Origin of the sequence: Bacillus sp. RC252 (assembly GCF_044909215.1) — a bacterium.
GTDB lineage: Bacteria > Bacillota > Bacilli > Bacillales > Bacillaceae_G > Bacillus_A > Bacillus_A mycoides.
In genome coordinates this window covers 97,430-124,040 of sequence record NZ_JBIYDV010000006.1, presented here as the reverse complement: position 1 = coordinate 124,040, position 26,611 = coordinate 97,430, and the positions used below count along the sequence as shown (strand labels likewise).

The 26,611-nt window shown below is 35.9% G+C and carries 33 protein-coding genes; 11 read left to right on the top strand and 22 right to left on the bottom strand.

Features of this window, described 5'->3' with window-relative positions; genetic code table 11:
- Positions 1–130: 130 nt before the first annotated feature.
- Together ABH960_RS10560 and ABH960_RS10555 are read right to left on the bottom strand one after the other, a co-directional pair.
- Positions 131–1,312, bottom strand: coding sequence for an FtsW/RodA/SpoVE family cell cycle protein (locus tag ABH960_RS10560; RefSeq protein ID WP_002033727.1), 1,182 nt, complete (start codon positions 1,310–1,312; stop codon positions 131–133).
- 125 nt (positions 1,313–1,437) lie between these two features.
- Positions 1,438–1,725 carry an Fpa/YlaN family protein gene (locus ABH960_RS10555; protein ID WP_002088314.1) on the bottom strand — a complete coding sequence of 96 codons (288 nt, stop codon included), beginning with the start codon at positions 1,723–1,725 and terminating at the stop codon, positions 1,438–1,440.
- Between the two features lie 150 nt (positions 1,726–1,875).
- On the opposite strand from ABH960_RS10555, the gene ABH960_RS10550 reads away from it, so the two are divergent.
- A complete protein-coding gene (locus ABH960_RS10550; protein ID WP_063219148.1) occupies positions 1,876–2,373 on the top strand; it encodes a molybdopterin-binding protein in 498 nt (165 codons plus the stop codon).
- A gap of 49 nt (positions 2,374–2,422) precedes the next feature.
- Here ABH960_RS10550 and ABH960_RS10545 read toward each other — a convergent pair whose 3' ends face one another.
- Together ABH960_RS10545 and ABH960_RS10540 are read right to left on the bottom strand one after the other, a co-directional pair.
- On the bottom strand, positions 2,423–3,751 hold the full coding sequence (locus ABH960_RS10545) for a PhoH family protein (protein WP_002088317.1): 1,329 nt from the start codon (positions 3,749–3,751) through the stop codon (positions 2,423–2,425).
- 246 nt (positions 3,752–3,997) lie between these two features.
- Entirely contained in the window at positions 3,998–4,453 is a 456-nt protein-coding gene (locus ABH960_RS10540; RefSeq protein WP_002014791.1) for a PNPOx family protein, read from the bottom strand.
- A 145-nt stretch (positions 4,454–4,598) separates the two neighbouring features.
- On the opposite strand from ABH960_RS10540, the gene ABH960_RS10535 reads away from it, so the two are divergent.
- Positions 4,599–4,799 (top strand): YlaI family protein, encoded by a 201-nt coding sequence (locus ABH960_RS10535; RefSeq protein WP_002088318.1) that lies wholly within the window; start codon positions 4,599–4,601, stop codon positions 4,797–4,799.
- A gap of 35 nt (positions 4,800–4,834) precedes the next feature.
- Here ABH960_RS10535 and ABH960_RS10530 read toward each other — a convergent pair whose 3' ends face one another.
- The 3 genes from ABH960_RS10530 to typA form a co-directional block, all read right to left on the bottom strand.
- Positions 4,835–5,110, bottom strand: coding sequence for a hypothetical protein (locus ABH960_RS10530; protein ID WP_002014793.1), 276 nt, complete (start codon positions 5,108–5,110; stop codon positions 4,835–4,837).
- Positions 5,111–5,127: 17 nt separating this feature from the next.
- Complete coding sequence (locus ABH960_RS10525) at positions 5,128–5,430, bottom strand: YlaH-like family protein (RefSeq protein WP_002014795.1); 303 nt, start codon at positions 5,428–5,430, stop codon at positions 5,128–5,130.
- A 160-nt stretch (positions 5,431–5,590) separates the two neighbouring features.
- Complete coding sequence (gene typA / locus ABH960_RS10520) at positions 5,591–7,435, bottom strand: translational GTPase TypA (protein WP_404444940.1); 1,845 nt, start codon at positions 7,433–7,435, stop codon at positions 5,591–5,593.
- A 140-nt stretch (positions 7,436–7,575) separates the two neighbouring features.
- Here typA and ABH960_RS10515 point away from each other — a divergent pair, with 140 nt between their 5' ends.
- On the top strand, positions 7,576–7,755 hold the full coding sequence (locus tag ABH960_RS10515; protein ID WP_000400127.1) for a DUF5325 family protein: 180 nt from the start codon (positions 7,576–7,578) through the stop codon (positions 7,753–7,755).
- Positions 7,756–7,799: 44 nt separating this feature from the next.
- Here ABH960_RS10515 and ABH960_RS10510 read toward each other — a convergent pair whose 3' ends face one another.
- Positions 7,800–8,591, bottom strand: coding sequence for an inositol monophosphatase family protein (locus tag ABH960_RS10510; protein WP_002138115.1), 792 nt, complete (start codon positions 8,589–8,591; stop codon positions 7,800–7,802).
- A gap of 88 nt (positions 8,592–8,679) precedes the next feature.
- A complete protein-coding gene (locus ABH960_RS10505; RefSeq protein WP_002121995.1) occupies positions 8,680–8,868 on the bottom strand; it encodes a hypothetical protein in 189 nt (62 codons plus the stop codon).
- A 206-nt stretch (positions 8,869–9,074) separates the two neighbouring features.
- Between ABH960_RS10505 and ABH960_RS10500 the strand changes: the two genes are divergently transcribed.
- Positions 9,075–9,701 carry a YktB family protein gene (locus tag ABH960_RS10500; RefSeq protein WP_404444936.1) on the top strand — a complete coding sequence of 209 codons (627 nt, stop codon included), beginning with the start codon at positions 9,075–9,077 and terminating at the stop codon, positions 9,699–9,701.
- 80 nt (positions 9,702–9,781) lie between these two features.
- Here the strand turns inward: ABH960_RS10500 and ABH960_RS10495 are convergent, their stop codons facing one another.
- On the bottom strand, positions 9,782–10,051 hold the full coding sequence (locus ABH960_RS10495) for a UPF0223 family protein (protein ID WP_002066915.1): 270 nt from the start codon (positions 10,049–10,051) through the stop codon (positions 9,782–9,784).
- A 383-nt stretch (positions 10,052–10,434) separates the two neighbouring features.
- On the opposite strand from ABH960_RS10495, the gene speA reads away from it, so the two are divergent.
- Complete coding sequence (gene speA / locus ABH960_RS10490) at positions 10,435–11,907, top strand: arginine decarboxylase (protein WP_002142966.1); 1,473 nt, start codon at positions 10,435–10,437, stop codon at positions 11,905–11,907.
- A 620-nt stretch (positions 11,908–12,527) separates the two neighbouring features.
- Positions 12,528–13,358, top strand: a complete 831-nt coding sequence (locus ABH960_RS10485; protein ID WP_002066931.1) for a protein-glutamine gamma-glutamyltransferase — start codon at positions 12,528–12,530, stop codon at positions 13,356–13,358.
- Between the two features lie 37 nt (positions 13,359–13,395).
- Here ABH960_RS10485 and ABH960_RS10480 read toward each other — a convergent pair whose 3' ends face one another.
- The 4 genes from ABH960_RS10480 to ABH960_RS10465 all read right to left on the bottom strand — a co-directional run bounded on the left by ABH960_RS10480 (position 13,396) and on the right by ABH960_RS10465 (position 14,377).
- On the bottom strand, positions 13,396–13,524 hold the full coding sequence (locus ABH960_RS10480; protein ID WP_000536785.1) for a GapA-binding peptide SR1P: 129 nt from the start codon (positions 13,522–13,524) through the stop codon (positions 13,396–13,398).
- Positions 13,525–13,568: 44 nt separating this feature from the next.
- The gene (locus ABH960_RS10475; protein WP_002033839.1) at positions 13,569–13,697 is read right to left on the bottom strand and encodes a GapA-binding peptide SR1P; all 129 of its coding nucleotides are present in this window, start codon (positions 13,695–13,697) and stop codon (positions 13,569–13,571) included.
- 59 nt (positions 13,698–13,756) lie between these two features.
- On the bottom strand, positions 13,757–13,885 hold the full coding sequence (locus tag ABH960_RS10470; RefSeq protein WP_000536778.1) for a GapA-binding peptide SR1P: 129 nt from the start codon (positions 13,883–13,885) through the stop codon (positions 13,757–13,759).
- A gap of 195 nt (positions 13,886–14,080) precedes the next feature.
- Positions 14,081–14,377: a DUF3055 domain-containing protein gene (locus ABH960_RS10465; RefSeq protein ID WP_000462037.1), complete on the bottom strand. Its 297-nt coding sequence runs from the start codon at positions 14,375–14,377 to the stop codon at positions 14,081–14,083.
- 134 nt (positions 14,378–14,511) lie between these two features.
- Between ABH960_RS10465 and ABH960_RS10460 the strand changes: the two genes are divergently transcribed.
- On the top strand, positions 14,512–14,904 hold the full coding sequence (locus tag ABH960_RS10460) for a DUF1885 family protein (RefSeq protein WP_002014853.1): 393 nt from the start codon (positions 14,512–14,514) through the stop codon (positions 14,902–14,904).
- 1 nt (position 14,905) lies between these two features.
- On the opposite strand, the gene ABH960_RS10455 is transcribed toward ABH960_RS10460, so the two are convergent.
- The 5 genes from ABH960_RS10455 to pdhA form a co-directional block, all read right to left on the bottom strand.
- Positions 14,906–15,133 carry a hypothetical protein gene (locus tag ABH960_RS10455; protein WP_002088334.1) on the bottom strand — a complete coding sequence of 76 codons (228 nt, stop codon included), beginning with the start codon at positions 15,131–15,133 and terminating at the stop codon, positions 14,906–14,908.
- 213 nt (positions 15,134–15,346) lie between these two features.
- Entirely contained in the window at positions 15,347–16,759 is a 1,413-nt protein-coding gene (gene lpdA, locus ABH960_RS10450; RefSeq protein WP_002014851.1) for a dihydrolipoyl dehydrogenase, read from the bottom strand.
- Positions 16,760–16,764: 5 nt separating this feature from the next.
- The gene (gene pdhC / locus ABH960_RS10445; RefSeq protein WP_113937181.1) at positions 16,765–18,054 is read right to left on the bottom strand and encodes a pyruvate dehydrogenase complex dihydrolipoyllysine-residue acetyltransferase; all 1,290 of its coding nucleotides are present in this window, start codon (positions 18,052–18,054) and stop codon (positions 16,765–16,767) included.
- 93 nt (positions 18,055–18,147) lie between these two features.
- Positions 18,148–19,125: a pyruvate dehydrogenase complex E1 component subunit beta gene (gene pdhB, locus ABH960_RS10440; protein ID WP_000068162.1), complete on the bottom strand. Its 978-nt coding sequence runs from the start codon at positions 19,123–19,125 to the stop codon at positions 18,148–18,150.
- Positions 19,126–19,128: 3 nt separating this feature from the next.
- The gene (gene pdhA, locus ABH960_RS10435) at positions 19,129–20,244 is read right to left on the bottom strand and encodes a pyruvate dehydrogenase E1 component subunit alpha (protein ID WP_000536893.1); all 1,116 of its coding nucleotides are present in this window, start codon (positions 20,242–20,244) and stop codon (positions 19,129–19,131) included.
- 513 nt (positions 20,245–20,757) lie between these two features.
- Between pdhA and ABH960_RS10430 the strand changes: the two genes are divergently transcribed.
- Entirely contained in the window at positions 20,758–20,907 is a 150-nt protein-coding gene (locus ABH960_RS10430) for a YjcZ family sporulation protein (RefSeq protein ID WP_002014847.1), read from the top strand.
- A gap of 167 nt (positions 20,908–21,074) precedes the next feature.
- Entirely contained in the window at positions 21,075–21,629 is a 555-nt protein-coding gene (gene def / locus ABH960_RS10425; RefSeq protein WP_404444924.1) for a peptide deformylase, read from the top strand.
- A gap of 62 nt (positions 21,630–21,691) precedes the next feature.
- On the opposite strand, the gene ABH960_RS10420 is transcribed toward def, so the two are convergent.
- Entirely contained in the window at positions 21,692–22,465 is a 774-nt protein-coding gene (locus ABH960_RS10420; RefSeq protein ID WP_002014845.1) for a Cof-type HAD-IIB family hydrolase, read from the bottom strand.
- 548 nt (positions 22,466–23,013) lie between these two features.
- Between ABH960_RS10420 and ABH960_RS10415 the strand changes: the two genes are divergently transcribed.
- Positions 23,014–23,226, top strand: coding sequence for a DNA-dependent RNA polymerase subunit epsilon (locus ABH960_RS10415; RefSeq protein WP_000576436.1), 213 nt, complete (start codon positions 23,014–23,016; stop codon positions 23,224–23,226).
- 4 nt (positions 23,227–23,230) lie between these two features.
- Complete coding sequence (gene rnjA / locus ABH960_RS10410) at positions 23,231–24,898, top strand: ribonuclease J1 (RefSeq protein ID WP_404444920.1); 1,668 nt, start codon at positions 23,231–23,233, stop codon at positions 24,896–24,898.
- Between the two features lie 38 nt (positions 24,899–24,936).
- Here the strand turns inward: rnjA and ABH960_RS10405 are convergent, their stop codons facing one another.
- Together ABH960_RS10405 and ABH960_RS10400 are read right to left on the bottom strand one after the other, a co-directional pair.
- A complete protein-coding gene (locus ABH960_RS10405) occupies positions 24,937–25,602 on the bottom strand; it encodes a potassium channel family protein (RefSeq protein WP_000504033.1) in 666 nt (221 codons plus the stop codon).
- A gap of 83 nt (positions 25,603–25,685) precedes the next feature.
- Positions 25,686–26,552, bottom strand: a complete 867-nt coding sequence (locus ABH960_RS10400; protein WP_002014843.1) for a hypothetical protein — start codon at positions 26,550–26,552, stop codon at positions 25,686–25,688.
- Positions 26,553–26,611 lie beyond the last annotated feature (59 nt).

Below are 26,611 nucleotides of genomic sequence, written 5' to 3'. Positions count from 1 at the left end.
TAACAACAATATTGTATATCACATTCAATTAAATGTAATATACTTTTCGTTTTATAACAATCAATATTGTATCACATTTAAAATCTAACAAAATAAAAAACACATTGAACTCTAGAGCTCAATGTGTTTTTTATTTTACAACAACAAGATGCGGTCCACCTTGTTCTATTTCGTTAGTCAATTTGTTTTGTTGTTTCTCTTGTCGTTTTACATAACTAGCAATATTTAACAGTATACCCATTGCAAGTAAATTAGCCAATAAAGAACTACCACCATAACTTATAAACGGTAATGGTACCCCTGTAAGCGGTATTAACCCAGACATACCACCAACATTTATAAAAGTTTGAACTCCAAACAAACTTGCAATTCCAATTGCTATTAAACTTCCAAACGGATCTCTGCACTTTTGTGCAACCCTAAATGCCCGAATAATAATAAGTAGTAAACAGATTAAAATGACAGCTACGCCTATAAATCCAAGTTCTTCAGATATAATTGCCATAATAAAATCTGTTTGCGGTTCTGGTAAGTATCCATATTTTTGCACACTGTTCCCTAACCCTCGACCATTTAGCCCTCCTGAAGCAATTCCAATAAAAGAATTTATTAATTGGAACCCATCATTTTGAGGATCGTTAAATGGATCAAGAAAAACTGAAAACCGAGCTTTTTGGTACTGACTTAACTTATAGTTCCCAATAAAATATAACGCTGGAATCCATATTATAGACGTTAAGAGGAATCGCTTTATACTTAAATTAACATTAACTCCTGAACAAAAGAACATAATCAGTACAGTTCCACCTATTAGTATATCGGTCCCTAAGTCATTTTGAAGTAAAATTAATCCCATCGCTCCACCGACAACAGCTAGAGGAGGAATTATCCCTTGTACAAAAGCTGTTTGCGTTTCTTGTTTCTTAGCAAAAAAGTTTGCTAGCGTAATAATAACCGTTATTTTCACAAACTCAGCTGGTTGTATACCTAATATCCATCCTTTTGCACCATTTATGACCTGACCGAAAAGAAAGGCTGCTGCTAATAGACCAATACTCCCTATTCCCATTGCGATCAAAACTATTCGCTTTCTCCACAACTTATAAGGAATGGCAACGATAATCGCTAACATTATCGTTCCAACAGCTAGAGCAAATAATTGTTTTTTAAAAAAGTAATCTGCTGGCCAGTTATGTCTCGACGAAATCGCAACAATGGAACTAGAACTATATACCATTATAACTCCCAACACACATAAGATAACAAGAGGAAGTAATAAGGAATAATCCATCGATTTCCATACTTTTTTCATTTCATTTCCTCTTTCTGTTTCAATTTAATTATTGTTGTATTCCATATGTATATAGGTTCTTCCTTCTTTATTATACAAATAAAAAGCCCAAACTATTTCAGTTTGAGCCCCCTTATTTGAACCCGTTATTGTTGTTTGTTTGTAAATGCTTCATGAAGTGCAGACAACTCACGTTCGAGCTCTCCTAACATTGCTTTCCCTTGTTCTTCTCCAATAAGACCAAGGCGAACCGCAAAATCGACCTCGCGGGATAGTCCAAACATTTGTGTGTCTAAAACTTCTTCATATAATGGACATTGCGGCATTGTAAGATTGTCCATTTGTACCTTAATAAGTCTTAAAATCTTCTCTGCATCCGCTTGTAGAAGGGCTAGTGCCTTTTCCTGATGATTTGATACTGTCTCAGACGCCAAATTGATTCCCTCCGTTTCCGTCCTACTCTCTCATATCTATTAATATTAGCGATAGTTTTAATAAATTGCAATAGAAACATTTTTTGTGACAACAGTGCCTAATACTATTATACTGAAAAGTGGGAGTATAACACAAATGGGGGAACAACAATGAGCGAAATTTTATTTATTAATGGAAAAGTTCGTTTTCCAATCACTATCGATCCAACTGTATGGATTTTCGATGATCGAAAAATAGATTTGACAACCTACTTTGATGAAACTAGAGAAGCATCATCCGAATTAGAAACATACTTAAAACATACTTCAGAGCATTGGGATCGCGAAATCCGTGATGGTGCTGCCTTCCCGCCAATACAACAAAGTGTAAAGAAATATAAAAAAGAACAGCTTATTAACGGGACGTTTGGCATACCACTTCATCCATTTCTAAAAAATGCTGAAATTTTAGAAGATGCTACTCATGTCGAAATTGAAACCACAGACAATACAATTACACTTCCGTTAGAAACAGCCCATAAAGCTATTCTCGGTTTTTCAAAAGAAGGTAAACCATTACGAGAAGACGGGCCTGTTCATCTATATTTCCATGATGGATCTAATAGACAAAATCCGATTCGTAACATCCGTAAATTTACAATCATTTAAATTGTATATTTAAAAGGCAAAAAAGGAGTGAGCTTAAGCTCACTCCTTTTTATAATAAATCCGCTGCTAGTTGTGCTAAATTAGAACGCTCTCCTTTAACAAACTTTACATGACCACTAATACGTTGTTCTTTAAACTTCTCTACGACATATGTTAAACCGTTATTATATTCATCTAAATACGGATGATCAATTTGCTGAGGATCCCCCATTAATACAATCTTACTTTTTTCGCCTACCCTTGTTAATATCGTCTTCACTTCATGCTTCGTTAAATTTTGTGCCTCGTCAATTATAATGAACTGGTCTGGAATACTTCTCCCGCGTATATAGGTAAGCGCTTCTACTTCAATCGAACCCATCCCAGCTAAAATAGCATCTAGCTCCCCAGGCTTTTTCGTGTTGAATAAATACTCTAGATTATCAAAAATCGGCTGCATCCACGGTCTTAATTTTTCCTCTTTCTCTCCTGGTAAATAACCTATATCTTTTCCTACCGGTACAATTGGTCTCGCTACAAGTAGTTTTTTATATAAACCTAAATCTTCCGTTTGCATTAGTCCCGAAGCTAATGCAAGTAACGTTTTTCCTGTACCTGCTTTTCCTGTTAACGTTACAAGTGGAATATCTTCCCGAAGTAGCAATTCTAATCCCATAATTTGCTGCACGTTTCGTGGGCGTATCCCCCACACTTGTTCATTGTGAAAAATAAGTTTTTTTACCTTCTTACCTAAATGATCCACAATCCCAAGTGCAGAACTAGAACCCCCTAGTGCATCTTTCATTACAACAAACTGATTTGGATAAAAAGGATGATTTGCGATTTCAGATAAAGGTAGTTCACCTTTTTCATAAAAATAATCTAACTGTTCTTTTGATATATACCCTTCTAAAAATCCTGAATATATATTTTCCACTTCGATTACTCGGTCACTTAAATAATCTTCGGCCTGCAATCCGATTGCATCAGCTTTTACCCTTACGAGTACATCTTTACTTACTAAAATAACTGATTTCCCGTCCTCTTTTTCTTGTTCTTCTAAAGAGAGGTTTTTCGCTACCGCTAAAATTCGATTATCATTTGTTTTTTCTACAAAAATATCTTGCAGTTGAACAAATGAGCGATGATTTAATTCAATACGAAATGTACCGCCGTTTTCTAACGGAATACTTTCATGCAGCTTTCCTATTTCGCGAAATTTGTCGATTAACTTAGATACATAGCGAGCATTTCGTCCTACTTCATCCATATAACGTTTTTTCGAATCAACCTCTTCTAATACAACTGCTGGAATCACTACTTCATTTGTTGCAAATGAAAAAATAGATAAAGGATCCTGCAAAAGTACATTCGTATCTAACACATAAATTTTATCCAACCTGTTACCCCCTGACTCCACTTTTAAATTTGTAGAACAAGGGTTTCATCCATAAAATATGGACGAACCATTGTTATAATTATATGTACCGTAAAAACGAGGTAGAATCGAAATTCATAGAAATTAAACCTTTTCTTTATTTTTTATTCATTTCTATTCAATATATTACTTTTTATTATAATTTTTCACATTAAATCACAATACTCACTTGTAAAAGTTTATGAACGATGTTCCTATTCATCTACTTTATAATTCTTTCATTCCTACTAATACTTGGTTATCAAGCTTTTTAGCAGCTCGAAGATCATATGTTTTTTCATATGTTGGTTCGGTAGCAAGTTTCGCACCATAAAACATAACATCACGAACTTCTTGTACATTCACTTCTACTACCGTTAATTTTAGAGGAATCCCTTCCATTCTATCTGTTAAAATTTCACTTTCACCACTTATGGAAAATACGGATTCATTCGCCATTATAGTCAATACAACCCCTGCACTATGCCGTATATTCCCCACAATACGTGAGCGTTGATCTACCGCAAATCGAATACTAGTTTCACTCACTGCATATACCCAAGAAATAGCACTTACGTTAGGAATTTGTTTTTCGAAATCTGTTGTTGCTATCATAACGATACACTCTTTACGCAAAGATTGTACTAAATCACCTGTCAATGTAGGCTCAACTACATTCGCCATATTTCCACCTCCAAATATTATTTATATATCCTTATCATAACCTATTTTTCGAATTGCGAAAATATTATTTTTTCCCGCTATTATTCAAAAACATTATACTTCCATGATATACTTATACTGATAGAATTCGTATTGAGGTGACGAAATGAGAGTCAAATGTATGATTTGTGATAAAAAAGATATGTTAGATGACGAAAATCCTATGGCAAAAAAACTGCGTAATCGCCCTATTCATACATATATGTGCATGGAATGTACGGAACGAATTGCAGAGCGTACTACGGAACGCCATGCGAGTGGTAATTTCCGATTATATCGTGATAAAAAAGTAGAAGACGATTGGTAAACCGGAAATAAGTCCTTAATCATATAGATAAGGACTTATTTGTATTTTTCTGGTTCACGATTCATCTGATCCAAAAAACAATCAATGGCTTCTACCGGAAATCTTGCACACCTTATTTCTCCATCAATTTCATATGTAATCAAATACATTTCCTCGTTCTTTTCAACTTCTACATTTCGTAATTTATGCTCTTCATATATCATATTTTGAAATAATACATACGTTTCTTGTGCAGCTCTATCATCTGGACGTGCTTCCGCAACCGTTTTAATTGTTAACCAATTATATAATGCATCTTGTACTGAGCGCATGAAAGCCCCTCCTTTTTTCACCCTGTTTTTTGTTGTTTAGCTTGACGTAAACGCAGTCTATAAATTCCAAGTACAATTGCCGCTACAACGAGCCCCTCTCCAACGGGTAAAAAAACTGCAAAAAAAGTTAATACCGTGCATCCAATTGCTAAAGAAATATATATCACTATATTTTTTAGTACCGATAGCTTCCTTGCAAATCCTAAATTATATACAAGTGCACTTAATAAAATTATTGTTCCATAAAGCAACCACATCCCTAACTCTGGATTTTCATCAACTTTACAAAGTTTCGCGAAAAATGACATTCTTTCTAACACTATCTTTCACCCCTTCTCATGAAACAAATTCTCTTTATGTACTTAATACAAGAGTAACTCGCAAAAAAAATACTGTCCACAAAAAAGAGTAAATATTCTAAAAAAATAAACAAAAAACAAAAAAACAGCTACCTTTATAAAAGGTAGCTGTTCTATTATTTTATGCTTCAACAGATTTCTTTTTCTTAGCAGCTCTTTCGCGCTCACTCTTATCAAGAATCTTTTTACGTAGACGAATTGATTCTGGAGTTACTTCACAGAACTCATCATCGTTTAAGTACTCTAATGACTCTTCTAAAGTCATTAAGCGTGGTTTTTTCATTGATGAAGTTTGATCTTTCGTCGCAGAACGAATGTTAGTTTGTTGTTTCATTTTTACAACGTTAACTGTTAAATCATTCTCACGTGTATGTTCTCCAACGATCATACCAGCATATACTTCTGTACCTGGTTCAACGAAGATTACACCGCGATCTTCAACTTGCATAATACCATATTGTGATGCTTTTCCTGTGTCAAGTGAAACTAGAACACCTTGGCGACGTCCACCCACTTGTCCAGCATGTACTGGTTGGTAGCAATCAAATGTATGGTTTAAAATACCGTAACCACGAGTTAATGTTAGGAATTCTGTTGTGTAACCAATTAAACCACGTGCCGGAACCATGAAAGTAAGGCGAACTTGACCATTTCCGTTATTCACCATATCTAACATTTCACCTTTACGTGCGCCCATTGATTCCATAATAGAACCAGTGTATTCTTCAGGCACATCGATTTGTACGCGCTCTACAGGCTCGCTTCTTACGCCATCAACATCTTTAATAATTACTTCTGGCTTAGATACTTGTAGTTCATAACCTTCACGACGCATGTTTTCAATTAAGATAGATAAATGTAACTCTCCGCGTCCAGATACGATCCATGCATCAGGAGAATCTGTATTATCTACACGTAAACTTACATCTGTCTCTAATTGTGAACGAAGACGCTCTTCAATTTTACGAGAAGTAATGAATTTACCTTCACGACCTGCAAACGGGCTATTATTTACAAGGAATGTCATTTGTAGTGTTGGCTCATCAATACGTAATAGTGGTAAAGCCTCTTCATGCTCAACCGGACATACCGTTTCACCTACGTTAATGTCTTCCATACCTGAAACAGCTACTAAATCTCCAGCTTTTGCTTCTTCAATTTCTTGACGTTTTAATCCAATGTAACCAAATAATTTAGTTACACGGAATTGTTTTACAGTTCCGTCAACTTTCATTAATGCAACTTGTTGTCCTACTTTCATTGTACCACGGAATATGCGTCCAACCCCGATACGACCAACATAGTCATTGTAATCAAGAAGTGCTACTTGGAATTGAAGTGGCTCTTCGCTGTTATCAATTGGTGCTGGAATATGTTCAATAATTGTGTCAAACAATGATTTCATATTCTCTTCTTGATTTGCTGGATTTGAATCTAAGCTTGCTGTTCCGTTCATTGCTGATGCAAATACAACTGGGAACTCTAATTGATCTTCGTTTGCACCAAGTTCGATGAATAAGTCAACTACTTCATCAACTACTTCATCAGGGCGAGCGAAGTCACGGTCAATTTTGTTTACAACAACGATTGGCGTTAAGTTTTGCTCAAGAGCTTTCTTTAAAACAAATCGTGTTTGTGGCATACAACCTTCATATGCATCAACTACAAGTAGAACACCATCAACCATTTTCATGATACGTTCTACTTCTCCACCGAAGTCAGCGTGACCAGGTGTATCTAAAATGTTAATTCTTTTATCTTCATAGTGAATCGCAGTATTCTTCGCTAAAATTGTAATACCACGTTCTCTTTCTAGATCATTTGAGTCCATTGCGCGTTCTTCAATATGTTCATTCGCACGGAACGTCCCCGCTTGACGTAATAACTGGTCAACAAGTGTTGTTTTACCATGGTCAACGTGGGCAATAATTGCTATATTTCGTAAATCTTGTCGTTTTTTCAACATGTCCAACTCCTAATGTCTTTTTAATCCTTCTCTATTATAAGAGCGAAGGGGATACAATGGCAATCAAAATAAAATCAAGAATGAAAATATAGTTGTATTCTTACTTTTGTGAAAGTAAAATAAGATTGGAGGGTGAAGAAATGGAACACATTCAATATCGCTTTTTATTAACAGCAATTATCGGTGTTATCTTCTTAATTGGTATCGGAATTATGATTGCTGAAAATAGTCCCATCGGCATTATTATTTGCATTATCGGCACATTTGTTACAGTTGGATACGGTTTTGTAACAAAAAGAAAAATGCGTAAATCGCAATAACATTAAAAAGTAAGAAGCTTCTTTATGCCTCTTACTTTTTTTCATTATTGCGATACAAATGGTAATAATTCTTCGTATACTCCTGGTTTTGCAACTAACACACTGCTTTTCTCTACAATAGAAAGAGGCGTTCCCAAGAACGTTGTCACTTTACCGCCAACTTCCTCTACAATAATCTGTCCCCCGCCAAAGTCCCATGGCGATAAGCGCGGTGTTACATATGCGTCTAATCTTCCCGTGGCAACATATACCATTTCTAACGCTGCACAACCATATGACCTCGTACCTCTCGCCTTCTTAACGAGCATCATCATTTTTTCCATATTAAGCAATGGATTATCAGTAAGCCATATCGCATTCAAAGCTATAACTCCATGCTCTACCGTTCCTTTTTCCAACATGGGAATAGCTAAATCATTGCAAAAAGCCCCTTCTCCCTTTACCGCATGATATAGTTCGTCATGAACTGGATCATAAATAAGACCAATCTTTCCGATACCGTTCTCATAAATCCCGATTGAGATTGCGAAATTTCTTTTTTGATGAACAAAGTTCATCGTGCCATCAATTGGATCAATTAACCAAACAACCCCATTAGAAGAGGTAATCTCATCTCCGTAGCCTTCTTCTCCTAAAATATTATGATGTGGGAATGTTTCTTTAATTTTCCCAATTAAAAACTGCTCCGTTTCTCGGTCCATATTTGTTACTAGATCAGCTGCATTTGACTTTGTTTCTATAATAAGTGTTTTTTTCAGTGACGCCATTAAATGTTCTCCAGCTTCTCGAATCCACTGTTTCGCGTGTGTATCGATGTCTTTCCATACTTCTTGCATGTTTAAACACTCCGATCTATACTGTTCACAGAAAAAACGAACCCTTTATAAGGTTCGCACCAACTAATTATTTATACATATACTATTATTACGCTTCTAAACGGATCATTTCAAGTCTTAACACTTCTAATTTTTGTACGCACTCTTCTTTTTTCTGTTTGTCGTTATCCATCATCGCATCATATAAAGTTGCTAATTCATAATCTAGCTCCAAACGTAGCACCGGAATTCTCTTTTCAGCATCTGTTCTCTTTAACGCATTAATCACCTGTCTCATTTTTTTTGCCTCCTCCCAATATTCGTCTGCCCTCGGACTAGAATTGATTCAATTTTCTGATTTTTTGTTTTATACTATACTATGTTGGATAAATCATCTATGCAACAAAATTATATTTTTTTATTTAAATTTTTTTGTGATGTTTTTTTTATGAATAGTACAAGCTATGCTAAAATTAAAACAAAATAGGAGTTGGAGGAACAATCATGACACTACAAACATTCACATCAACTGATTTTGAAGTCTTTACTGTTGATGGTCTTGAAGAACGAATGAGCGCAATTAAAACGAATATTCATCCTAAGCTAGAAGCTTTAGGGGAACAATTTGCAGAATATTTATCACAACAAACTGATGAAAACTTTTTCTACCATGTAGCAAAACATGCACGCCGCAAAGTCAATCCACCAAACGATACTTGGGTTGCTTTTTCAACAAATAAACGTGGATATAAAATGTTACCACACTTTCAAATTGGTTTATGGGGTACTCACGCCTTCATATACTTTGGTTTAATCTATGAGTGTCCACAAAAAGTGGAGACGGCTCACGCCTTCTTAGAACATTTAAATGATTTAAAAACAAATATTCCAAATGACTTCGTTTGGTCCATTGACCATACTAAACCAGGTGTAAAACTACATAAAACGCTTGAAACGGAAGACTTACAAAAGATGATTGAACGTTTAGCTACTGTGAAAAAAGCAGAGTTATTAGTCGGTATTCATATATCACCAGAGGAGTTTTCAGCAATGACCCACGAACAATTCCTTGCTAAGATTGAATCTACGATGCAACCACTCCTTCCTTTATATGCACTTTGTAATCGATAGTAGAAAACGGACAATTTATATTGTCCGTTTTTAGTTGTTATCACATTATAGCACTTCATATTTTATTTTTCAAAATATTTTTACATTTTAACAATCTTTTTTTCTGCTACTTCCTTTGCTTTTTGAATCGTACGATATATAGAATATCCACTTACTTCTTGAAATTCTTTATCAATTTTTTTCTCCGCTGCCTTCGATGGCACAATCTCTTTAAAACGACGATATAATTCCATCAAATCTTCTCTCAAAACTCCTTTTTCGTATACCTTTTCAATCGCTTCATAAAACTTTACAACTGCTACCATTTCTTCATTTGACCAATTGTAATCAAGTGGATATTGATATTCCATTTTTGCACCTCATTCAGTATTCTTTCTTTTTCCATTATGCTACCTTTAAGACAGCCTTTTATTCTTCACTATAACCACTCTGCATTATACACCATTTATCCATTTCAATGGAATTGTCTTCCTCTTTGCAGTATTTAAAATATAACTATTAAACATACTCACCTTGAAAATGCGATTTTTCTATACATCTATAATTATTGGTGATATAATGCTTTTGTTTTATAGAGAATAAAGTGAGACTACCATCCCCAAAAAGGCTTTTGCGAATGGCAGAAAAACAAGTCAAGTTCTAAAAGTTTGTCATCTTAATTTCCTTTTAGAATGAGATGAAATCATATAAAACAAACTCTAATAAATATTACGAAGAAGAAGGGGTGTATAGATTGTCCCAATACGAAACACCATTGTTTACCGCTTTAGTTGAGCACAGTAAGCGAAATCCAGTTCAATTCCATATTCCTGGTCATAAAAAAGGACAGGGCATGGACCCTACATTTCGCGAATTTATTGGGCATAATGCATTAGCAATTGATTTAATTAATATTGCGCCGCTCGATGATTTACATCATCCAAAAGGTATGATTAAAGAAGCACAGGATTTAGCAGCCGCTGCTTTCGGTGCAGATCATACGTTCTTTTCTATTCAAGGTACAAGTGGTGCAATTATGACAATGGTGATGAGCGTGTGCGGTCCTGGGGATAAAATCCTCGTGCCACGGAATGTGCATAAATCAGTAATGTCAGCTATTATTTTCTCAGGTGCAAAACCAATTTTCATGCATCCTGAGATTGATCCGAAGCTCGGTATTTCACATGGGATCACAATTCAATCTGTCAAAAAGGCTCTTGAAGAGCACTCAGATGCGAAAGGCTTACTTGTTATAAATCCAACATATTTTGGGTTTGCTGCAGATTTAGAGCAGATTGTAGAATTAGCTCATTCTTACGATATTCCTGTACTTGTTGATGAGGCTCACGGTGTTCATATCCATTTTCATGATGAACTACCAATATCAGCTATGCAAGCAGGTGCAGATATGGCAGCAACAAGTGTTCACAAATTAGGTGGGTCTTTAACCCAAAGCTCTATTCTTAATGTAAAAGAAGGTCTTGTGAACGTAAAGCATGTCCAATCCATTATTAGCATGCTTACGACTACATCAACTTCTTACATTTTGTTAGCATCCCTTGATGTTGCTAGAAAACGTCTTGCTACAGAAGGAACAGCTCTCATAGAACAAACAATACAATTAGCTGAGCATGTTCGTGATGCTATAAATGTTATTGAGCATCTTTATTGTCCTGGAAAAGAAATGCTAGGAACAGATGCTACTTTTAACTATGATCCTACAAAGATAATTGTATCTGTAAAAGATTTAGGTATTACAGGCCATCAGGCTGAAGTATGGCTTAGAGAACATTACAACATTGAAGTAGAACTCTCTGATTTATATAACATACTTTGTCTTATCACATTTGGAGATACAGAAAGTGAAACAGATACACTTATTACAGCATTACAAGATTTAGCAGCAACATATAGAAATAGAGCAGACAAAGGTGTTCAAGTACAAGTAGAAATACCTGAAATACCTGTGCTAGCACTTTCTCCTAGAGATGCTTTTTATTCAGAAACAGAAGTCATTCCATTTGAAAACGCAGCAGGTCGTATTATAGCTGATTTTGTTATGGTTTATCCGCCAGGGATTCCAATCTTTACTCCGGGGGAAATTATTACACAAGATAACTTAGAGTATATTCTTAAAAATTTAGAAGCTGGGTTACCTGTACAAGGTCCTGAAGATATGACATTACAAACATTACGTGTTATTAAAGAGTACAAGCCTATCAGTTGATAGGCTTTTCTTTCACCTTTTTTCTCTTTTTTTCATACGATACTAAAGAATTTGACATTCCCACCCTAATGGGGCAAGCTGACTAACATCAGTGGGATTCTTGCTACCTAAGGCGAAGTCCATTTCTGGTATCGCTGACGTGCAAGAATTGCGGTGTGCCATCACCACTCTCACAACAGACCGTATAGGTTCGTGAGCTACGGTACTTATACCATACCGTACAGATTCGTGTTCAGGTGTTTTAGCGTCTTGTTCTTGACGACACATATCATTTTACCGATAGCTTGAATTCGGCTATCGAACTCCCTATGCTATCTTTTTTCAAAGAACACATTGGCGTTTTAAAGACTTGTACTTGTCTGTAGTTAAAGTCTACCAAAATATAAAGTGAAACTTTAATCAGTGGGGTTTTGTTCATCCCCACTAATTATTAGCCTTCACCAATCGGGCGTTTACGGGCAGCAGGGCTCCAGCCGAATTTTGAGGTGGAATTCTTACTGCCCGCAAATAGCGGGATAAATGTTTTTCTATGAAAAAGCGATACTTTCATCCTATGTCTAAAGTCCAATATAGGCTTTCCCGTATCGCGAAATCTGTAACGTATAGGTGGGGATACCATTATGATTGTGATAGGCCGTTCTATTGTACACCCTTATATCACAAATGAATATGAGCCATTTGCAGCTGAAAAACAACAGATTTTATCCATAATGGCGGGAAATCAAGAAGTTTATTCCTTCCGAACAGCCGATGAACTCAGCTTTGATCTTAATTTACGAGTTAATATTATTACTTCCGCGCTAGAACTTTTTCAAAGTGGATTTCAGTTTCGTACGTTTCAACAATCTTTTTGCAACCCTCAGTTTTGGGAAAGAACATCACTTGGCGGATTTCAACTACTCCCAAACATAGCCCCTTCCATTGCCATCCAAGATATTTTTAAAAACGGAAAACTATATGGAACTGAATGTGCCACCGCAATGATTATCATTTTTTACAAAGCATTACTATCATTATATGAGGAAAAAACTTTCAACCGTCTATTCGCAAACCTCTTACTTTATACATGGGACTACGATCGCGACTTAAAGCTCATAACAAAAACGAGTGGCGATATCGTTCCAGGTGACCTCGTTTACTTTAAAAACCCACAAGTTAATCCAGCTACGATTGAGTGGCAAGGAGAAAATACAATCTATCTAGGAAACTTCTTTTTTTACGGACATGGCGTAGGCGTAAAAACGAAAGAGGAAATTATTTATTCATTAAATGAACGAAGGATTCCTTATGCTTTTATTTCAGCTTATTTAACCGATTTTATTACTCGTATTGATAGCCGTATGATGAGTCAATACGCCCCTCCTAACACGCCACAAACATCAATAGGATTTATTCCTATTAGAGATGATGCAATCGTTGCAACAGTCGGACATACAACTACAATCTATTAAAAAAACGCCTACATGTGTAGGCGTTTTTTCTTAATTATTAAGCTTTTGTATGTTCTTTATGGTCACATTCGCAATGAGATCCACATTTCCCATAAAGTACTGTTGATTTTTCATCTTCAAAATGTGCGATTGTTCCTTCACAAACTTGGCATACGATTGTTCCCATCTTCATTTCCCCCTGAGTTTTAAGAATAATCTACTTATATATGATTAAGCTTTCGCATTGTCTCTACTAGCACAGTCACAATTGGAACCACATTTCCCATAAAGTACTGTCGTTTTCTCATCCTCAAAATGTCCGATTGTTCCTTCGCAAACTTGACATACGATTGTTCCCATTTTTCATTTCCCCCTAAGTTTATGGTCCTAAAAACTTTTAGCTGTCAATTTCCTATCAATTATTGGGCTTTTGTATGTTCTGTGTGATCACATCCGCAAGATCCACATTTCCCGTAAAGTACCGTTACTTTCTCATCCTCGAAGTGTGCAATTGTACCTTCACAATCTTGACATACGATTGTTCCCATTTTTCATTTCCCCCTAAGTTTATAATCCCAAAAACTTTTGTAACCGCTTAACTTTCTGTCTTTATTTTAATATGTTATACTTTTTACGTCAATAGGTTTTTAGTATAACACATTAAATATTTTAAAATTAAATTAGTATGCGATATTAACACAAAAAAACAGCCATATCTCATACGTACGACTGTTTCTTGTTAATTATTCTTCATACTCCGCATGCAAAGAAGTAGACGGAACAAGAAATTTAAAAAACTGAGCTAACTCCTCCGCCTCCTCTTCCGATCCTAACTTAAAAGTTTCCTGTATATATGGAACATTTTCTACATCATCTCTCCCAAGCAAAGTAGATCTCCCTGTTTGCATACAAACAATAAGTGGCTTTCCAAAAAACATATTTGTATAAATAACTCCAAAATCATAACGTGTATCATGCGTCATAAATCCTAAAAATCGTACCTTCACACTTTCATGCTCATCATACAATTTTTCAAACATGAGTTTCCACCTTTCTAAATAACACTTCCTACTCATTAATATATTAAACAAAAAAAGTAATACTCCTTTTAATTGTCAAAAAATTCAGTAGGATGTAGAATGATATTATTCTACTAAGTTAAGGGGGAATTTGTATGCAACACGCCTTTATCACACTTGTACCTAAATCCAATCAACAATCTGTTTCAATAGAAGATGTTAAACACCTTTTTCATAACTATAAAACCGTTACTTCCAAGACTGGTGATCAAATTAATTATGCTTATACAAATACAGCTTTTCCTTATGAAATATTAGATACATCAGCAACAACATTAAAACTCCAATCGAGTCACGATCGATATGATTCTATTTATGTTGGGATTGGAATAGAAAAGGAACAATCTTTTATTCAGGTTTCTTTGCCTACTACAGCAACATTTGGTGATAAAGGAAAAGCAAATGAATTTAGCCGTTTTCTAGCGAAGAAATTAGAAGGAGAGTTACAACTATTTAATGGAAGAACAATGTATTTCTATAAACGTTAATTTAAAAAATAGAGAATATGATTAAAAAAAGTATGCAATTTGAACACGTAAGGAATAACGCCTGCTTTCTTACGTGTAATACAAAACATGCAATCACATATGCCAAATAAAGAAATACGAAAAAGAGAATTACTTTATAATGAAACTTATCACCATTCGATAATGTTAATACAATGGAAAAACCACTCCATAATAGAAAATGATAAAATATAACATGTAATATTCTCATGGAACCTTCTCCTTTGACATGCTCTATTTTATTAATATATGGGATTAAGTTTGAATCAATTACATATTATATAACGGCATATATGCTAACGGTTCATTTAAAGTATTATATATTCATTCGACAAGTACATATAAAGACCTTGCAAGTCATTTCATGAAAATAAAAATACCCCCATCTCTTTAAATAAGAGATGGGGTATTTACATTACTTAAATTATTTTACAATGTGAATTGGCATTCCAAGAGCAACTTCAGCTGCTTCCATTGTGATCTCACCTAATGTTGGGTGAGCATGGATTGTTTGAGCGATATCTTCAGCTGTCATTCCAGCTTCGATAGCTAAACCAATCTCAGAGATAATATCAGAAGCACCTGCACCTGCAACTTGTGCACCTACAAGAAGACCATCTTCTTTACGCGTTACAAGTTGTAAGAAACCGTCAGTGCTGTTTAATGATAACGCACGACCATTTGCAGCGAATGGGAACTTAGATACAGCTACTGTCATTCCTGCTTCTTCAGCTTGTTTCTTAGTGTAACCAACAGATGCTAATTCTGGATCAGTGAAGCATACTGCAGGAATTCCGATGTAATCGATTGCTGATGCATGGCCACTAATTACTTCAACAGCTACTTTACCTTCGTAAGAAGCTTTGTGAGCTAATGGTGGTCCAGGAACGATATCACCGATTGCATAGATGTTTGAAATATTTGTACGGCATTGCTCATCAATTTCGATAATGCCACGGTCAGTCATTTTAATTCCAACTTGCTCAAGACCGATTTCTTGAGTGTTTGGACGACGACCTACAGTTACTAATACGTAATCTGCTTCTACAGTTTGGATTTCACCGTTAACTTCAAAGCTAACTTTTACGCCAGTTTCTGTTTCTTCAACGCCTTTAGCCATAGCTTTTGTATGGATATTTACGTTACCTTTTTTCTGTAGAGCACGTTTAACAACAGAGCTCATAGCTTTTTCGAAACCAGCTAAGATTTCGTCGCCAGCTTCTACTACAGTAACTTCTGTACCGAAGTTAGCATATGCAGTACCTAATTCCATACCGATGTAACCGCCGCCGATTACAACAAGTTTTTTAGGAATTTCAGGTAAGCTTAAAGCGCCTGTAGAGTTGATAACACGTTTAGAGTATTTGAATCCTGGAATTTCGATTGGTGTAGAACCAGTTGCAAGAACAGCATTTTTAAACGTATAAGTTTGTGCTGCATCTTCAGTCATTACGCGTAATGTGTTAGCATCTACGAAGTAAGCTTCACCGCGAATGATTTCAACTTTGTTACCTTTAAGAAGGCCTTCAACACCGCCAGTTAATTTCTTAACTACGCCATTTTTCCATTCTTGAACTTTTGTAAAGTCAACTTTTACGTTCTCTGCAGTGATACCCATGTCATCAGAATGCATTGCATTCTCATAACGATGACCTGCATTGATTAACGCTTTTGAAGGAATACATCCAACGTTTAAGCATACGCCACCAAGGTTAGATTTTTCAATAATCGCTACCTTTTGACCTAATTGTGCTGCACGAATTGCCGCAACGTATCCACCAGGACCTGCACCAACAACGACTGTATCTAATTCAATTGGGAAATCTCCTACTACCATTGTTATTACGCCTCCATTACTAATAATTGTGGGTCATTCAATAGACGTTTAATTTGGTTTAATGCTTTTTGAGCAGTTGCGCCGTCAATTAAACGATGGTCAAAGCTTAGAGATAATGCTAATACTGGAGCTGCAACGATTTCACCGTTTTTCACAACTGGTTTCTCAGCGATACGGCCGATACCAAGGATTGCTACTTCTGGGTGATTGATAACTGGAGTGAACCATTGTCCACCTGCAGAACCAATGTTTGTAATTGTGCAAGAAGCACCTTTCATTTCAGTTGGAGCTAAACGACCATCACGTGCTTTACCAGCAAGTTCATTGATCTCGTTAGAGATAGTAAAGATAGATTTACGATCTGTATCTTTAACAACTGGTACTAATAGACCTTTGTCTGTATCAGCTGCGATACCGATGTTGAAGTAATGTTTATGAACGATTTCTTGAGAAGCATCGTCTAAAGCAGTATTCAACATTGGGAATTCACGTAATGCAGATGTTAAAGCTTTTACAACGTATGGAAGGTAAGTTAATTTAATACCTTTGTCAGCTGCAACAGCTTTGAACTTCTTACGGTGAGCAACAAGTTCTGTTACATCTACTTCATCCATTAATGTTACGTGAGGAGCTGTATGCTTAGAGTTAACCATTGCTTTCGCAATCGCTTTACGGATACCACTCATTTTCTCACGAGTTTCTGGATATTCACCAGCTGGGATTGGTTGTGCTTTTGGTGCTTCTTCTTTCGCTGCTGCTGGAGTAGCTTCTACTGCTGCTGGAGCCTCAGTTGCTGCTACAGTTTGTCCACCATTTGCAAATGCCTCGATGTCAGTTTTCACAACACGGCCGTTCTTACCAGAACCAGCTACTTTATGAATATCTACACCTTTTTCACGAGCATATTTACGAACAGATGGCATAGCGATTACACGCTCATTTACTACTTCTGCAGTTGCTGCTGGAGTAGTTTCCGCTGCTGGAGCTTCTACTGCTGCTTCTTCAGCTTTTGGAGCTTCATCATGATCGTCACCTTTAAATTTAAGGTTTTCGTATCCAGGAGCATCAAATTTAATTAATGTATCTCCTACAATTGCAACTGTTCCTTCTTCTACAAGTACTTCAAGTACTTTACCTTTAACAGGAGAAGGGATTTCTACTACTGCTTTATCATTTTGTACTTCAAGAAGTACATCGTCTTCATTTACTTCATCGCCTGGTTTAATAAACCATTTTACGATTTCACCTTCGTGGATACCTTCACCGATATCTGGTAGTTTAAATTCAAATGCCACGGAATTCAGCCCCCTGATTCATTTCATTATTATGGAATATGTACAAAAGAAACCAGCATGTGCTGATTTCTTTTGCACATGAAAAACTAAAAATTAGAAGTTCATTACTTTGTTAACAGCTTCAACAATATCTTTATGGTTTGGTAACCATACGCTCTCAGCTTGAGAGAATGGGAATACTGTATCAGCAGCTGCAACACGTACAACTGGAGCTTCTAAGTTTAAGATTGCACGGTCGTTAATTTCCGCTACAACGTTAGCTGCAATACCGGCTTGTTTTTGAGCTTCTTGAACTACAACTACGCGGCCTGTTTTTTCAACAGAAGCGATGATTGTTTCGATATCTAATGGTTGAACTGTACGTAAGTCAACAACCTCTAAAGAGATACCTTCTTTTTCAAGTTCTTCAGCAGCTTTTAATGCAGCATGAACCATAGCACCATAAGCGATAACAGATACATCTGTACCTTCACGTTTGATGTCAGCTTTGCCTAAATCAATTGTGTAATCACCTTCTGGTACATCTTGACGGAATGAACGGTACAATTTCATATGCTCTAAGTAGATAACTGGATCGTTGTCACGAATCGCAGAGATTAAAAGACCTTTTGCATCGTATGGAGTAGATGGAATAACAACTTTTAGACCAGGTTGTTGTGCCACTAATCCTTCTAAGCTATCAGCATGTAGTTCAGGAGTATGAACACCACCACCGAATGGAGAACGAATTGTTACTGGAGCAGTCCAACGTCCACCAGAACGGTAACGCATACGAGCTAATTGACCAGAAACTGAATCCATTACTTCATAAATGAAACCGAAGAATTGGATTTCTGGAACTGGACGGAAGCCTTCAAGTGCAAGTCCAACTGCAAGTCCACCAATACCAGACTCTGCAAGTGGAGTATCCATTACACGATCTTCACCGAATTCAGCTTGTAAACCTTCAGTAGCACGGAATACTCCGCCGTTTACACCAACGTCTTCACCAAACACAAGTACGTTAGGATCATTTTTCATTTCAACGCGTAAAGCATCAGTGATTGCTTGAATCATTGTCATTTGAGCCATGGCTTACTTCGACTCCTTTTCTTTGTAAATTTCATATTGTTCAGCTAAGTTGTAAGGCATTTTTTCGTACATGATTTCCATTAAATCAGTAACTTTTTGTTTTGGAGCTTGGTCAGCCTTAGCAATTGCTTGTTTGATATCTTCTTTTGCTTCTTCGATAACTTTCTCTTCAACTTCTTGAGACCATAGGCCTTTGTTTTCTAAGAATGCACGGAAGCGTACGATTGGATCTTTTTGTTCCCATTCGTTTTCGATATCTTTTGTACGGTAACGAGTTGGGTCATCACCAGCCATTGTATGTGGACCATAACGGAATGTTAAAGTCTCGATTAAAGTAGGACCTTCGCCATTTACTGCGCGCTCACGAGCGAAAGCAGTTGCTGCGTATACAGCTAATGGATCCATACCGTCTACTTGAATTCCGTAAATACCTGCTGCTACTGCTTTTTGTGCTACAGTTTTAGCTGCAGATTGCTTTTCTACTGGAGTAGAGATTGCATAACGGTTGTTTTGTACAACGAAGATTGCTGGAGCTTTGAATGCACCCGCAAAGTTCATACCTTCGTAGAAGTCACCTTGTGAAGCACCACCGTCACCAGTGTAAGTAATTGCAACAGATTTTTTACCACGTAATTTCATACCTAACGCAACACCAGCAGTTTGGATGATTTGCGCACCGATAATGATTTGTGGAGCAAGTGCATTTACATTCTCAGGCATTTGGTTACCCATGAAATGTCCACGAGAGAATAAGAATGCTTGGTATAATGGTAGACCGTGCCACACTAATTGTGGAACGTCACGATATCCTGGTAAGATGAAATCTTCTGCTTCAAGTGCGAAATGACTTGCTAATTGAGAAGCCTCTTGTCCAGCAGTTGGTGCGTAGAAACCTAAACGTCCTTGACGGTTTAAAGAAATAGAACGTTGATCTAGTACGCGAGTATACACCATACGGCGCATTAATTCTTTTAATTGATCATCAGATAATTCAGGCATAGCTGCTTCATTCACAACTTCGCCTTTTTCATTTAAAATTTGTAATGTTTCAAATTGAGCTGCGATAGCTTTCATTTGCTCATCAACATTAAATAGGGTCTTTTTTGTTTTAGTACCCATTCCGTTCACCTCTTCCTCTCTTGAACCATATTCTGAAACGCTTTCACTATCTATTAGCTAGACTGAAAGCGCAACAATGTAAACCAACAAATTTGTTTGTCGGTTGAGAATAATTTTGTGTAACTAACAATCTGTACTAATGTTTTTTCAAAAACATATTAATACAATCTTGATCACGTTTTTTAGTTTACAACTATTCTAATTACGATGTCAATTACTTTGAATACGTTTTTTTATAAATAATATGCCGGTTTCCTCTACACAAACGTGTTTTTATTTTTCACATCTGTATTAGTAAGCAATAACCTGCTGTTATATTATTCCCTTTTTAACTTATTTTTTCTCTTAGAATAATATGTAAACGATTTAATTCTCCTTAGTTTTTCTCTCTTCTCAAGAAAATTATACAAACACTTCTTCCTTTTATAGGTAATTACCTATACATTTCTGATCATTCCTCCATACATTATAGTAACCGCAGTATTAGCGGGAAATGATAAAGGAGGTCATCTCATGTACGGATACTCATATTGCTATCCAACAACTTGTTCATATCCTTCCTACGGTTATGGCGGTTCTTGTGGCGGATCTGGAAGCGGCTTCGCCTTAATCGTTGTGTTGTTTATCCTTTTAATTATCGTTGGTGCTGCTTGCATTCGCTAATTAATGTAAAATGAAACAACTATGGAAAGAAACAGACGGCTTTGCCGTCTTTTCTTTTTATTACATAACTTATCTGTAGAAGATTTGTTTCCAAGTAGCTCTTCCTTACTTGCCGATGACTTTTTTTATCTCCTTTGGTAGACTAAAGGAGAAAGGAGAGATTACATATGCTTACAATGAATGAGGTAATTCGTGAAGGAAATCCTATTTTGCGCAACGTCGCAGAAGAGGTCTCCTTACCTGCTAGTGAGGAAGATACAAATACTCTTAAAGAAATGATTGAATTTGTAATAAATAGCCAGGACCCTGAAATGGCTGAAAAATATAATTTACGCCCCGGAATCGGATTAGCGGCTCCGCAAATCGGTATTTCAAAGAAAATGATTGCGGTTCATGTAACTGATACGAACGATACGTTATATAGCTACGCATTATTTAACCCAAAAATCATTAGTCATTCTGTTGAACGTACATATTTACAAAATGGCGAAGGCTGTCTATCTGTAGACCGTGAAGTACCTGGTTATGTCCCTCGTTACACGAGAATTACAGTAAAGGCAACAACGATTAACGGTGAAGACGTAAAACTGCGATTAAAAGGTTTACCAGCAATTGTATTCCAACATGAAATCGACCATTTAAACGGTGTTATGTTCTATGACCATATTAATAAAGACAATCCATTTGTGGCTCCCGATGATTCAAAACCTCTCGAGCGATAATAGTAAAAAGGCGGAAGTTAACCTTCCGCCTTTTCATTATATGAAATGGGTTCCACACTTACTTATAACAAGCCAGCCCACTTTAATCCGTGATAAATACCGTCTTCATTAACATCTTTTGTCACATAATTAGCAAGTTTTTTCAAATCCTCATGACCATTCCCCATCACAATGCCCGTTCCTACTGCTTCAATCATTTCTAAATCATTTAATCCGTCCCCAAATGCATATACTTGTTCACGATTAAATCCTATTTTCTCAATAAACTTCTCAATCCCTTTTGCCTTAGAACCACCATTAGGAATAATATCCATTGAATATGCATGCCAGCGTATAAAATGAAAATCTGGATAATGATGAATAAACTTTTCTTCTTCGTTTACTTCACAAAAAAGAAGTGTTTGATAAATATCGCGTTTCTCATAAAAATCAGGTTCATATGCCGGATGCTCGAATTGTAAGCTTCCAAAACCTTCTTTTACATAATCATGATATTCCACTGACGCTCTCATTTCTTGATGGTCAAGATATACAAGTGGATATCCTTCTTGTTTTGCAAACTGAGTAAACTTATGTAGAGCATCCGGATGTAATGGATTATTAAATAATACCTCATCCTCAAATACAACATACTGCCCGTTAAAACTAACATAATTATGTATATTGAGTTCCTCACGAATATCTTCAAACATAAATGGCGCACGCCCTGTCGCAATCGCTACATGCACACCTTTTTCTTGTAAATCTCTTACTGCATCTCTTGTAGATTGCGGAATTTTCTTATCATGATCTAATAATGTTCCATCAATATCAAAAAAGACAATTTTATCATTCATTTGTCAAAATCCTTTCTGGCACTCTATATTCCTATTTTGATTATCACTTTTCAAATTTCAAAAAAAAGTATAACATATTAAACATCTGTGAAGAAAGCGTTCACTTTCTGACCTTATTTATGAAATGTGCATATACTATTAGTGAAAAAATGTGGATACTTGTTCGGATGAATTTTCTTTTCTATTCTTCCTCATACTATATCTATAACTAACGGCTACTAATCGTTACTACAAGATAACTTACACTATACTAAAAAGAACAAGATTCACTATTCACTTCTAATCTTCTTTCTTGTATGAGAGACGGAGTTATCATTAGTAATATGCATGTTTAAAATAAGGAAAGGAAGGAGTAATCATGCTGAAGAAGCTGAAGAAAAAGCTCAAGCGTTATTTAAACGATTTAGTCCGTAAGAAGACAATCGCTTAAATTGTGCCCATTTCGGGCTTTTTCTTCATTCTCATTCGAAAAAACATGAAAATCATGACTGTTTGCTTTATAATAAGTAACAGATAATGCAAAACATAGACAAGGAGAGGTTTTCCCAATGATTTTTAAAGTATTTTATCAAGAAAAATTAACTGAGGTCCCAGTACGTGAAAATACAAAAGTTTTATATTTAGAGGCTACGTCTCAAAAGGATGTTCGTAAAAAATTAAATAAGTTCGCATATAATATCGAGTTCGTTCAGTCTGTTACTGGTGCTCATCTTGAATATGAAAAACAAAACGCTGATTTAATATTAGCGGAGATCGTATAGTCATATGAAATTCCTAAAAAATGATCAAGCTGCCGTTTTTGCCCTCGGTGGTCTTGGTGAAATCGGTAAAAATACATATGCTGTTCAATTTCAAGATGAAATTATTATAATTGATGCTGGAATTAAATTTCCAGAAGACGAACTCCTAGGGATCGATTATGTAATACCAGATTACACTTATTTTGTGCGAAACGAAGATAAAATTAAAGGGTTATTCATTACACATGGTCACGAAGATCATATCGGTGGAATTCCCTATCTATTACGTCAAGTAAACATTCCAATTTACGGCGGAAAATTAGCAATTGCCCTAATAAAAAACAAATTAGAAGAGCACGGATTACTTCGTAAAGCAAAACTTTATGAAGTTCAAGAAGATGATGTTATTAAATTTAAAAAGACATCTGTTTCCTTCTTCCGTACAACTCACAGTATTCCGGATTCATACGGAGTTGTTGTGAAAACACCTCAAGGACAAGTCGTTCATACAGGTGATTTCAAATTTGATTTCACACCAGTAGGTGAGCCAGCAGATTTAACAAAAATGGCCGAAATCGGAAAAGACGGTGTACTTTGTCTCTTATCTGATAGTACAAACAGTGAAGTACCAAACTTTACGATGTCTGAGCGCCGCGTTGGTGATAGTATTCAAGATATATTCCGCAAAGTAGACGGTCGTATTATATTCGCAACCTTTGCATCGAATATCCATCGCTTACAACAAGTTGTTGAGGCTGCTGTTGAAAACAATCGTAAAGTAGCTGTATTCGGTCGAAGTATGGAAGCGGCTATTGAAATCGGACAAAACCTTGGTTATATCCGGTGTCCAAAGGATACATTCATAGACACAGCTCAGCTAAACCGCCTACCAGCTAATAAAGTTGTTATGTTATGTACAGGTAGTCAAGGGGAGCCGATGGCAGCACTTTCACGTATTGCCAATGGTACACATCGTCAAATTCAAATTATCCCTGGCGATACAGTTGTTTTCTCTTCTTCACCAATCCCAGGCAATACAATTAGTGTAAGTCGTACAATTAACATGTTGTACCGCGCTGGTGCTGATGTAATCCATGGTAAACTCTCAAATATTCATACGAGTGGACACGGTGGACAAGAAGAACAAAAGTTAATGCTACGTCTTATTAAGCCGAAATATTTCATGCCAATTCATGGTGAATATCGTATGCAACGTATGCATATGAAATTAGCGAATGATTGTGGTATTCCAGAAGAAAATTGTTTCATTATGGATAATGGAGATGTTCTTGCTTTACGTTCTGATGAAGCAAGTGTAGCTGGGAAAATCCCATCTGGCTCTGTCTATATCGATGGAAATGGTATTGGAGATATAGGTAATATCGTATTACGTGATCGTCGCATTCTTTCTGAAGAAGGACTTGTTATTGTAGTTGTAAGCATTGATATGAAAGAATTTAAAGTTGCAGCAGGACCTGATATCATCTCGCGTGGTTTCGTTTATATGCGTGAAAGCAGCGATTTAATCAACGATGCTCAAACATTAATTACAACACATTTAGAAAAAGTAATGGAGCGAAAAACAACACAATGGTCTGAAATTAAAAATGAGATTACAGACACATTAGCACCATTCCTATACGAAAAAACGAAACGTCGTCCAATGATTTTACCAATCATTATGGAAATATAAGAAAAAGGACAATGCCTCCTCGGCATTGTCCTTTTCTCTTATCTTAAAAAATGCTTAAAACGATCTACTTCATCGTCATGACCAATTACAATTAATATATCTCCCGCCTGAACATTTTCTGTAGCTCGAGGAGATACGATAACTTCTTTTCCACGTTTAATTGCTACAATGTTCAAACCAAACTTCGCACGAATATCTAATTCAATTAAAGAGTGCCCATCAATTTTTTTATTTGCGATAATCTCTACAATACTATGCTCATCTGAAAGCTCTAGGTAATCTAACACATTACTTGATGCGATATTATTAGCAATCCTTTTTCCCATATCTCGTTCTGGATGCACAATATGATCTGCCCCTATTTTACTTAACACTTTTTCATGATAGTCATTTTGAGCTTTTACAGTAATATTTTTCACACCTAATTCTTTCAAAATTAACGTTGTTAAAATACTTGAATTCAAATTATCTCCAATAGCAACGACTACATGATCAAAATTACGAATACCAAGACTTTTTAATACCATCTCATCTGTTGAATCTGCAATTACAGCATGCGAAGCTATATTTGCAAACTCATTAATTTTATCCTCATCTGAGTCAATTGCCATTACTTCCATACCTAATTGAGCTAATTCACGGCAAATACTTCCACCAAAACGGCCAAGCCCAATAACAGCAAATTCTTTCTCTTTTTCGCCCACAGGAATTCCTCCAATAACATCAAATACTATGTACTTTTATTGTAACATACTTTAAATTCGCTACAAAAACCTGTATATACTTCTTATTTTTGTTTTTGCATATAAAAATACTGTTGTAAGTAAAACGCGATACCGAAAATTAACATACCAAATACAAATATATTTCCAAATGAACTAAATGTTTCAAAAACGAACAATAGCGTTTCTTGTCCGAAAAAAGCAAATAAAAGTTGTGTAAATGCGAATAACAGTGCCAATATGTAATGATGTTGATGGAATAAATAATGTGTTGCGCCTAAAAAAGCTACAAGCGAAACAATAAAGATCCACCAAGTTTCTAAAAACAATTGCCAATTAGTAAATTGATATCCATTTACTAATATCGCAATAATTCCTATAACTGCCATCGTCGGCACACTCCATAATAATGCACGCCCTCTAAAGAAGTGCGCACCTTTTGCATCTCCTTTTTCATTTGCGATGTATGTTAGCACGACAGTACTTATATACAAAACAGAGAGGATTGTTAAAACAATGATAAGCCAAAAATGTAATTGATAATATTCATGTTCTATATTCGTCACAATTGCAGCTAACATACATGGAATAAACATCCCTGTCCAACCATCTATTTTCCTTTCGTTCCAAAACACCGTATTACCAATCCGAATTCCTAATAGCATAAAAATAATGATACCTAGTACAAATAACGTAGTCTTATTACCTACTAAACTCGTTGAGAAAGCAATTAATCCAATAAATAAAAAAAGAACAAATCCATTCATAATTTCTAGTACAGGTGACAAATATCTTTTCACCCATTTGTATGTTTCTTCATATTCACTATTATTTGCTAAACGATAGGCGTAAAAACTTATCCCAAAATAAACCGCCGCAATAATAACATATGCATATAAGACGAAACATAAAATCGCACTGCTAATTTGCACGTAATTCCCCACCCTTTTTTCTATGTATCACATTGATTTTACACACTTTTCATACTAAA

What these genes read in the sequence shown, in the direction of transcription:
- ABH960_RS10510 (WP_002138115.1), bottom strand. Translation starts at nt 8,591, where the DNA reads ATGCAAGAAGTATGGAAAGACATCGATACACACGCGAAACAGTGGATT.
- ABH960_RS10515 (WP_000400127.1), top strand. Translation starts at nt 7,576, where the DNA reads ATGGAACACATTCAATATCGCTTTTTATTAACAGCAATTATCGGTGTT.
- lpdA (WP_002014851.1), bottom strand. Translation starts at nt 16,759, where the DNA reads ATGGTAGTAGGAGATTTCCCAATTGAATTAGATACAGTCGTTGTTGGT.
- ABH960_RS10485 (WP_002066931.1), top strand. Translation starts at nt 12,528, where the DNA reads ATGATTGTGATAGGCCGTTCTATTGTACACCCTTATATCACAAATGAA.
- typA (WP_404444940.1), bottom strand. Translation starts at nt 7,435, where the DNA reads ATGTTGAAAAAACGACAAGATTTACGAAATATAGCAATTATTGCCCAC.
- ABH960_RS10475 (WP_002033839.1), bottom strand. Translation starts at nt 13,697, where the DNA reads ATGGGAACAATCGTATGTCAAGTTTGCGAAGGAACAATCGGACATTTT.
- pdhA (WP_000536893.1), bottom strand. Translation starts at nt 20,244, where the DNA reads ATGGGTACTAAAACAAAAAAGACCCTATTTAATGTTGATGAGCAAATG.
- ABH960_RS10500 (WP_404444936.1), top strand. Translation starts at nt 9,075, where the DNA reads ATGACACTACAAACATTCACATCAACTGATTTTGAAGTCTTTACTGTT.
- ABH960_RS10470 (WP_000536778.1), bottom strand. Translation starts at nt 13,885, where the DNA reads ATGGGAACAATCGTATGTCAAGATTGTGAAGGTACAATTGCACACTTC.
- ABH960_RS10430 (WP_002014847.1), top strand. Translation starts at nt 20,758, where the DNA reads ATGTACGGATACTCATATTGCTATCCAACAACTTGTTCATATCCTTCC.
- ABH960_RS10540 (WP_002014791.1), bottom strand. Translation starts at nt 4,453, where the DNA reads ATGGCGAATGTAGTTGAGCCTACATTGACAGGTGATTTAGTACAATCT.
- ABH960_RS10530 (WP_002014793.1), bottom strand. Translation starts at nt 5,110, where the DNA reads ATGCGCTCAGTACAAGATGCATTATATAATTGGTTAACAATTAAAACG.
- ABH960_RS10460 (WP_002014853.1), top strand. Translation starts at nt 14,512, where the DNA reads ATGCAACACGCCTTTATCACACTTGTACCTAAATCCAATCAACAATCT.
- rnjA (WP_404444920.1), top strand. Translation starts at nt 23,231, where the DNA reads ATGAAATTCCTAAAAAATGATCAAGCTGCCGTTTTTGCCCTCGGTGGT.
- ABH960_RS10535 (WP_002088318.1), top strand. Translation starts at nt 4,599, where the DNA reads ATGAGAGTCAAATGTATGATTTGTGATAAAAAAGATATGTTAGATGAC.
- ABH960_RS10480 (WP_000536785.1), bottom strand. Translation starts at nt 13,524, where the DNA reads ATGGGAACAATCGTATGCCAAGTTTGTGAAGGAACAATCGCACATTTT.
- ABH960_RS10455 (WP_002088334.1), bottom strand. Translation starts at nt 15,133, where the DNA reads ATGAGAATATTACATGTTATATTTTATCATTTTCTATTATGGAGTGGT.
- ABH960_RS10505 (WP_002121995.1), bottom strand. Translation starts at nt 8,868, where the DNA reads ATGAGACAGGTGATTAATGCGTTAAAGAGAACAGATGCTGAAAAGAGA.
- pdhB (WP_000068162.1), bottom strand. Translation starts at nt 19,125, where the DNA reads ATGGCTCAAATGACAATGATTCAAGCAATCACTGATGCTTTACGCGTT.
- ABH960_RS10560 (WP_002033727.1), bottom strand. Translation starts at nt 1,312, where the DNA reads ATGAAAAAAGTATGGAAATCGATGGATTATTCCTTATTACTTCCTCTT.
- ABH960_RS10465 (WP_000462037.1), bottom strand. Translation starts at nt 14,377, where the DNA reads ATGTTTGAAAAATTGTATGATGAGCATGAAAGTGTGAAGGTACGATTT.
- ABH960_RS10495 (WP_002066915.1), bottom strand. Translation starts at nt 10,051, where the DNA reads ATGGAATATCAATATCCACTTGATTACAATTGGTCAAATGAAGAAATG.
- ABH960_RS10415 (WP_000576436.1), top strand. Translation starts at nt 23,014, where the DNA reads ATGATTTTTAAAGTATTTTATCAAGAAAAATTAACTGAGGTCCCAGTA.
- ABH960_RS10550 (WP_063219148.1), top strand. Translation starts at nt 1,876, where the DNA reads ATGAGCGAAATTTTATTTATTAATGGAAAAGTTCGTTTTCCAATCACT.
- def (WP_404444924.1), top strand. Translation starts at nt 21,075, where the DNA reads ATGCTTACAATGAATGAGGTAATTCGTGAAGGAAATCCTATTTTGCGC.
- ABH960_RS10420 (WP_002014845.1), bottom strand. Translation starts at nt 22,465, where the DNA reads ATGAATGATAAAATTGTCTTTTTTGATATTGATGGAACATTATTAGAT.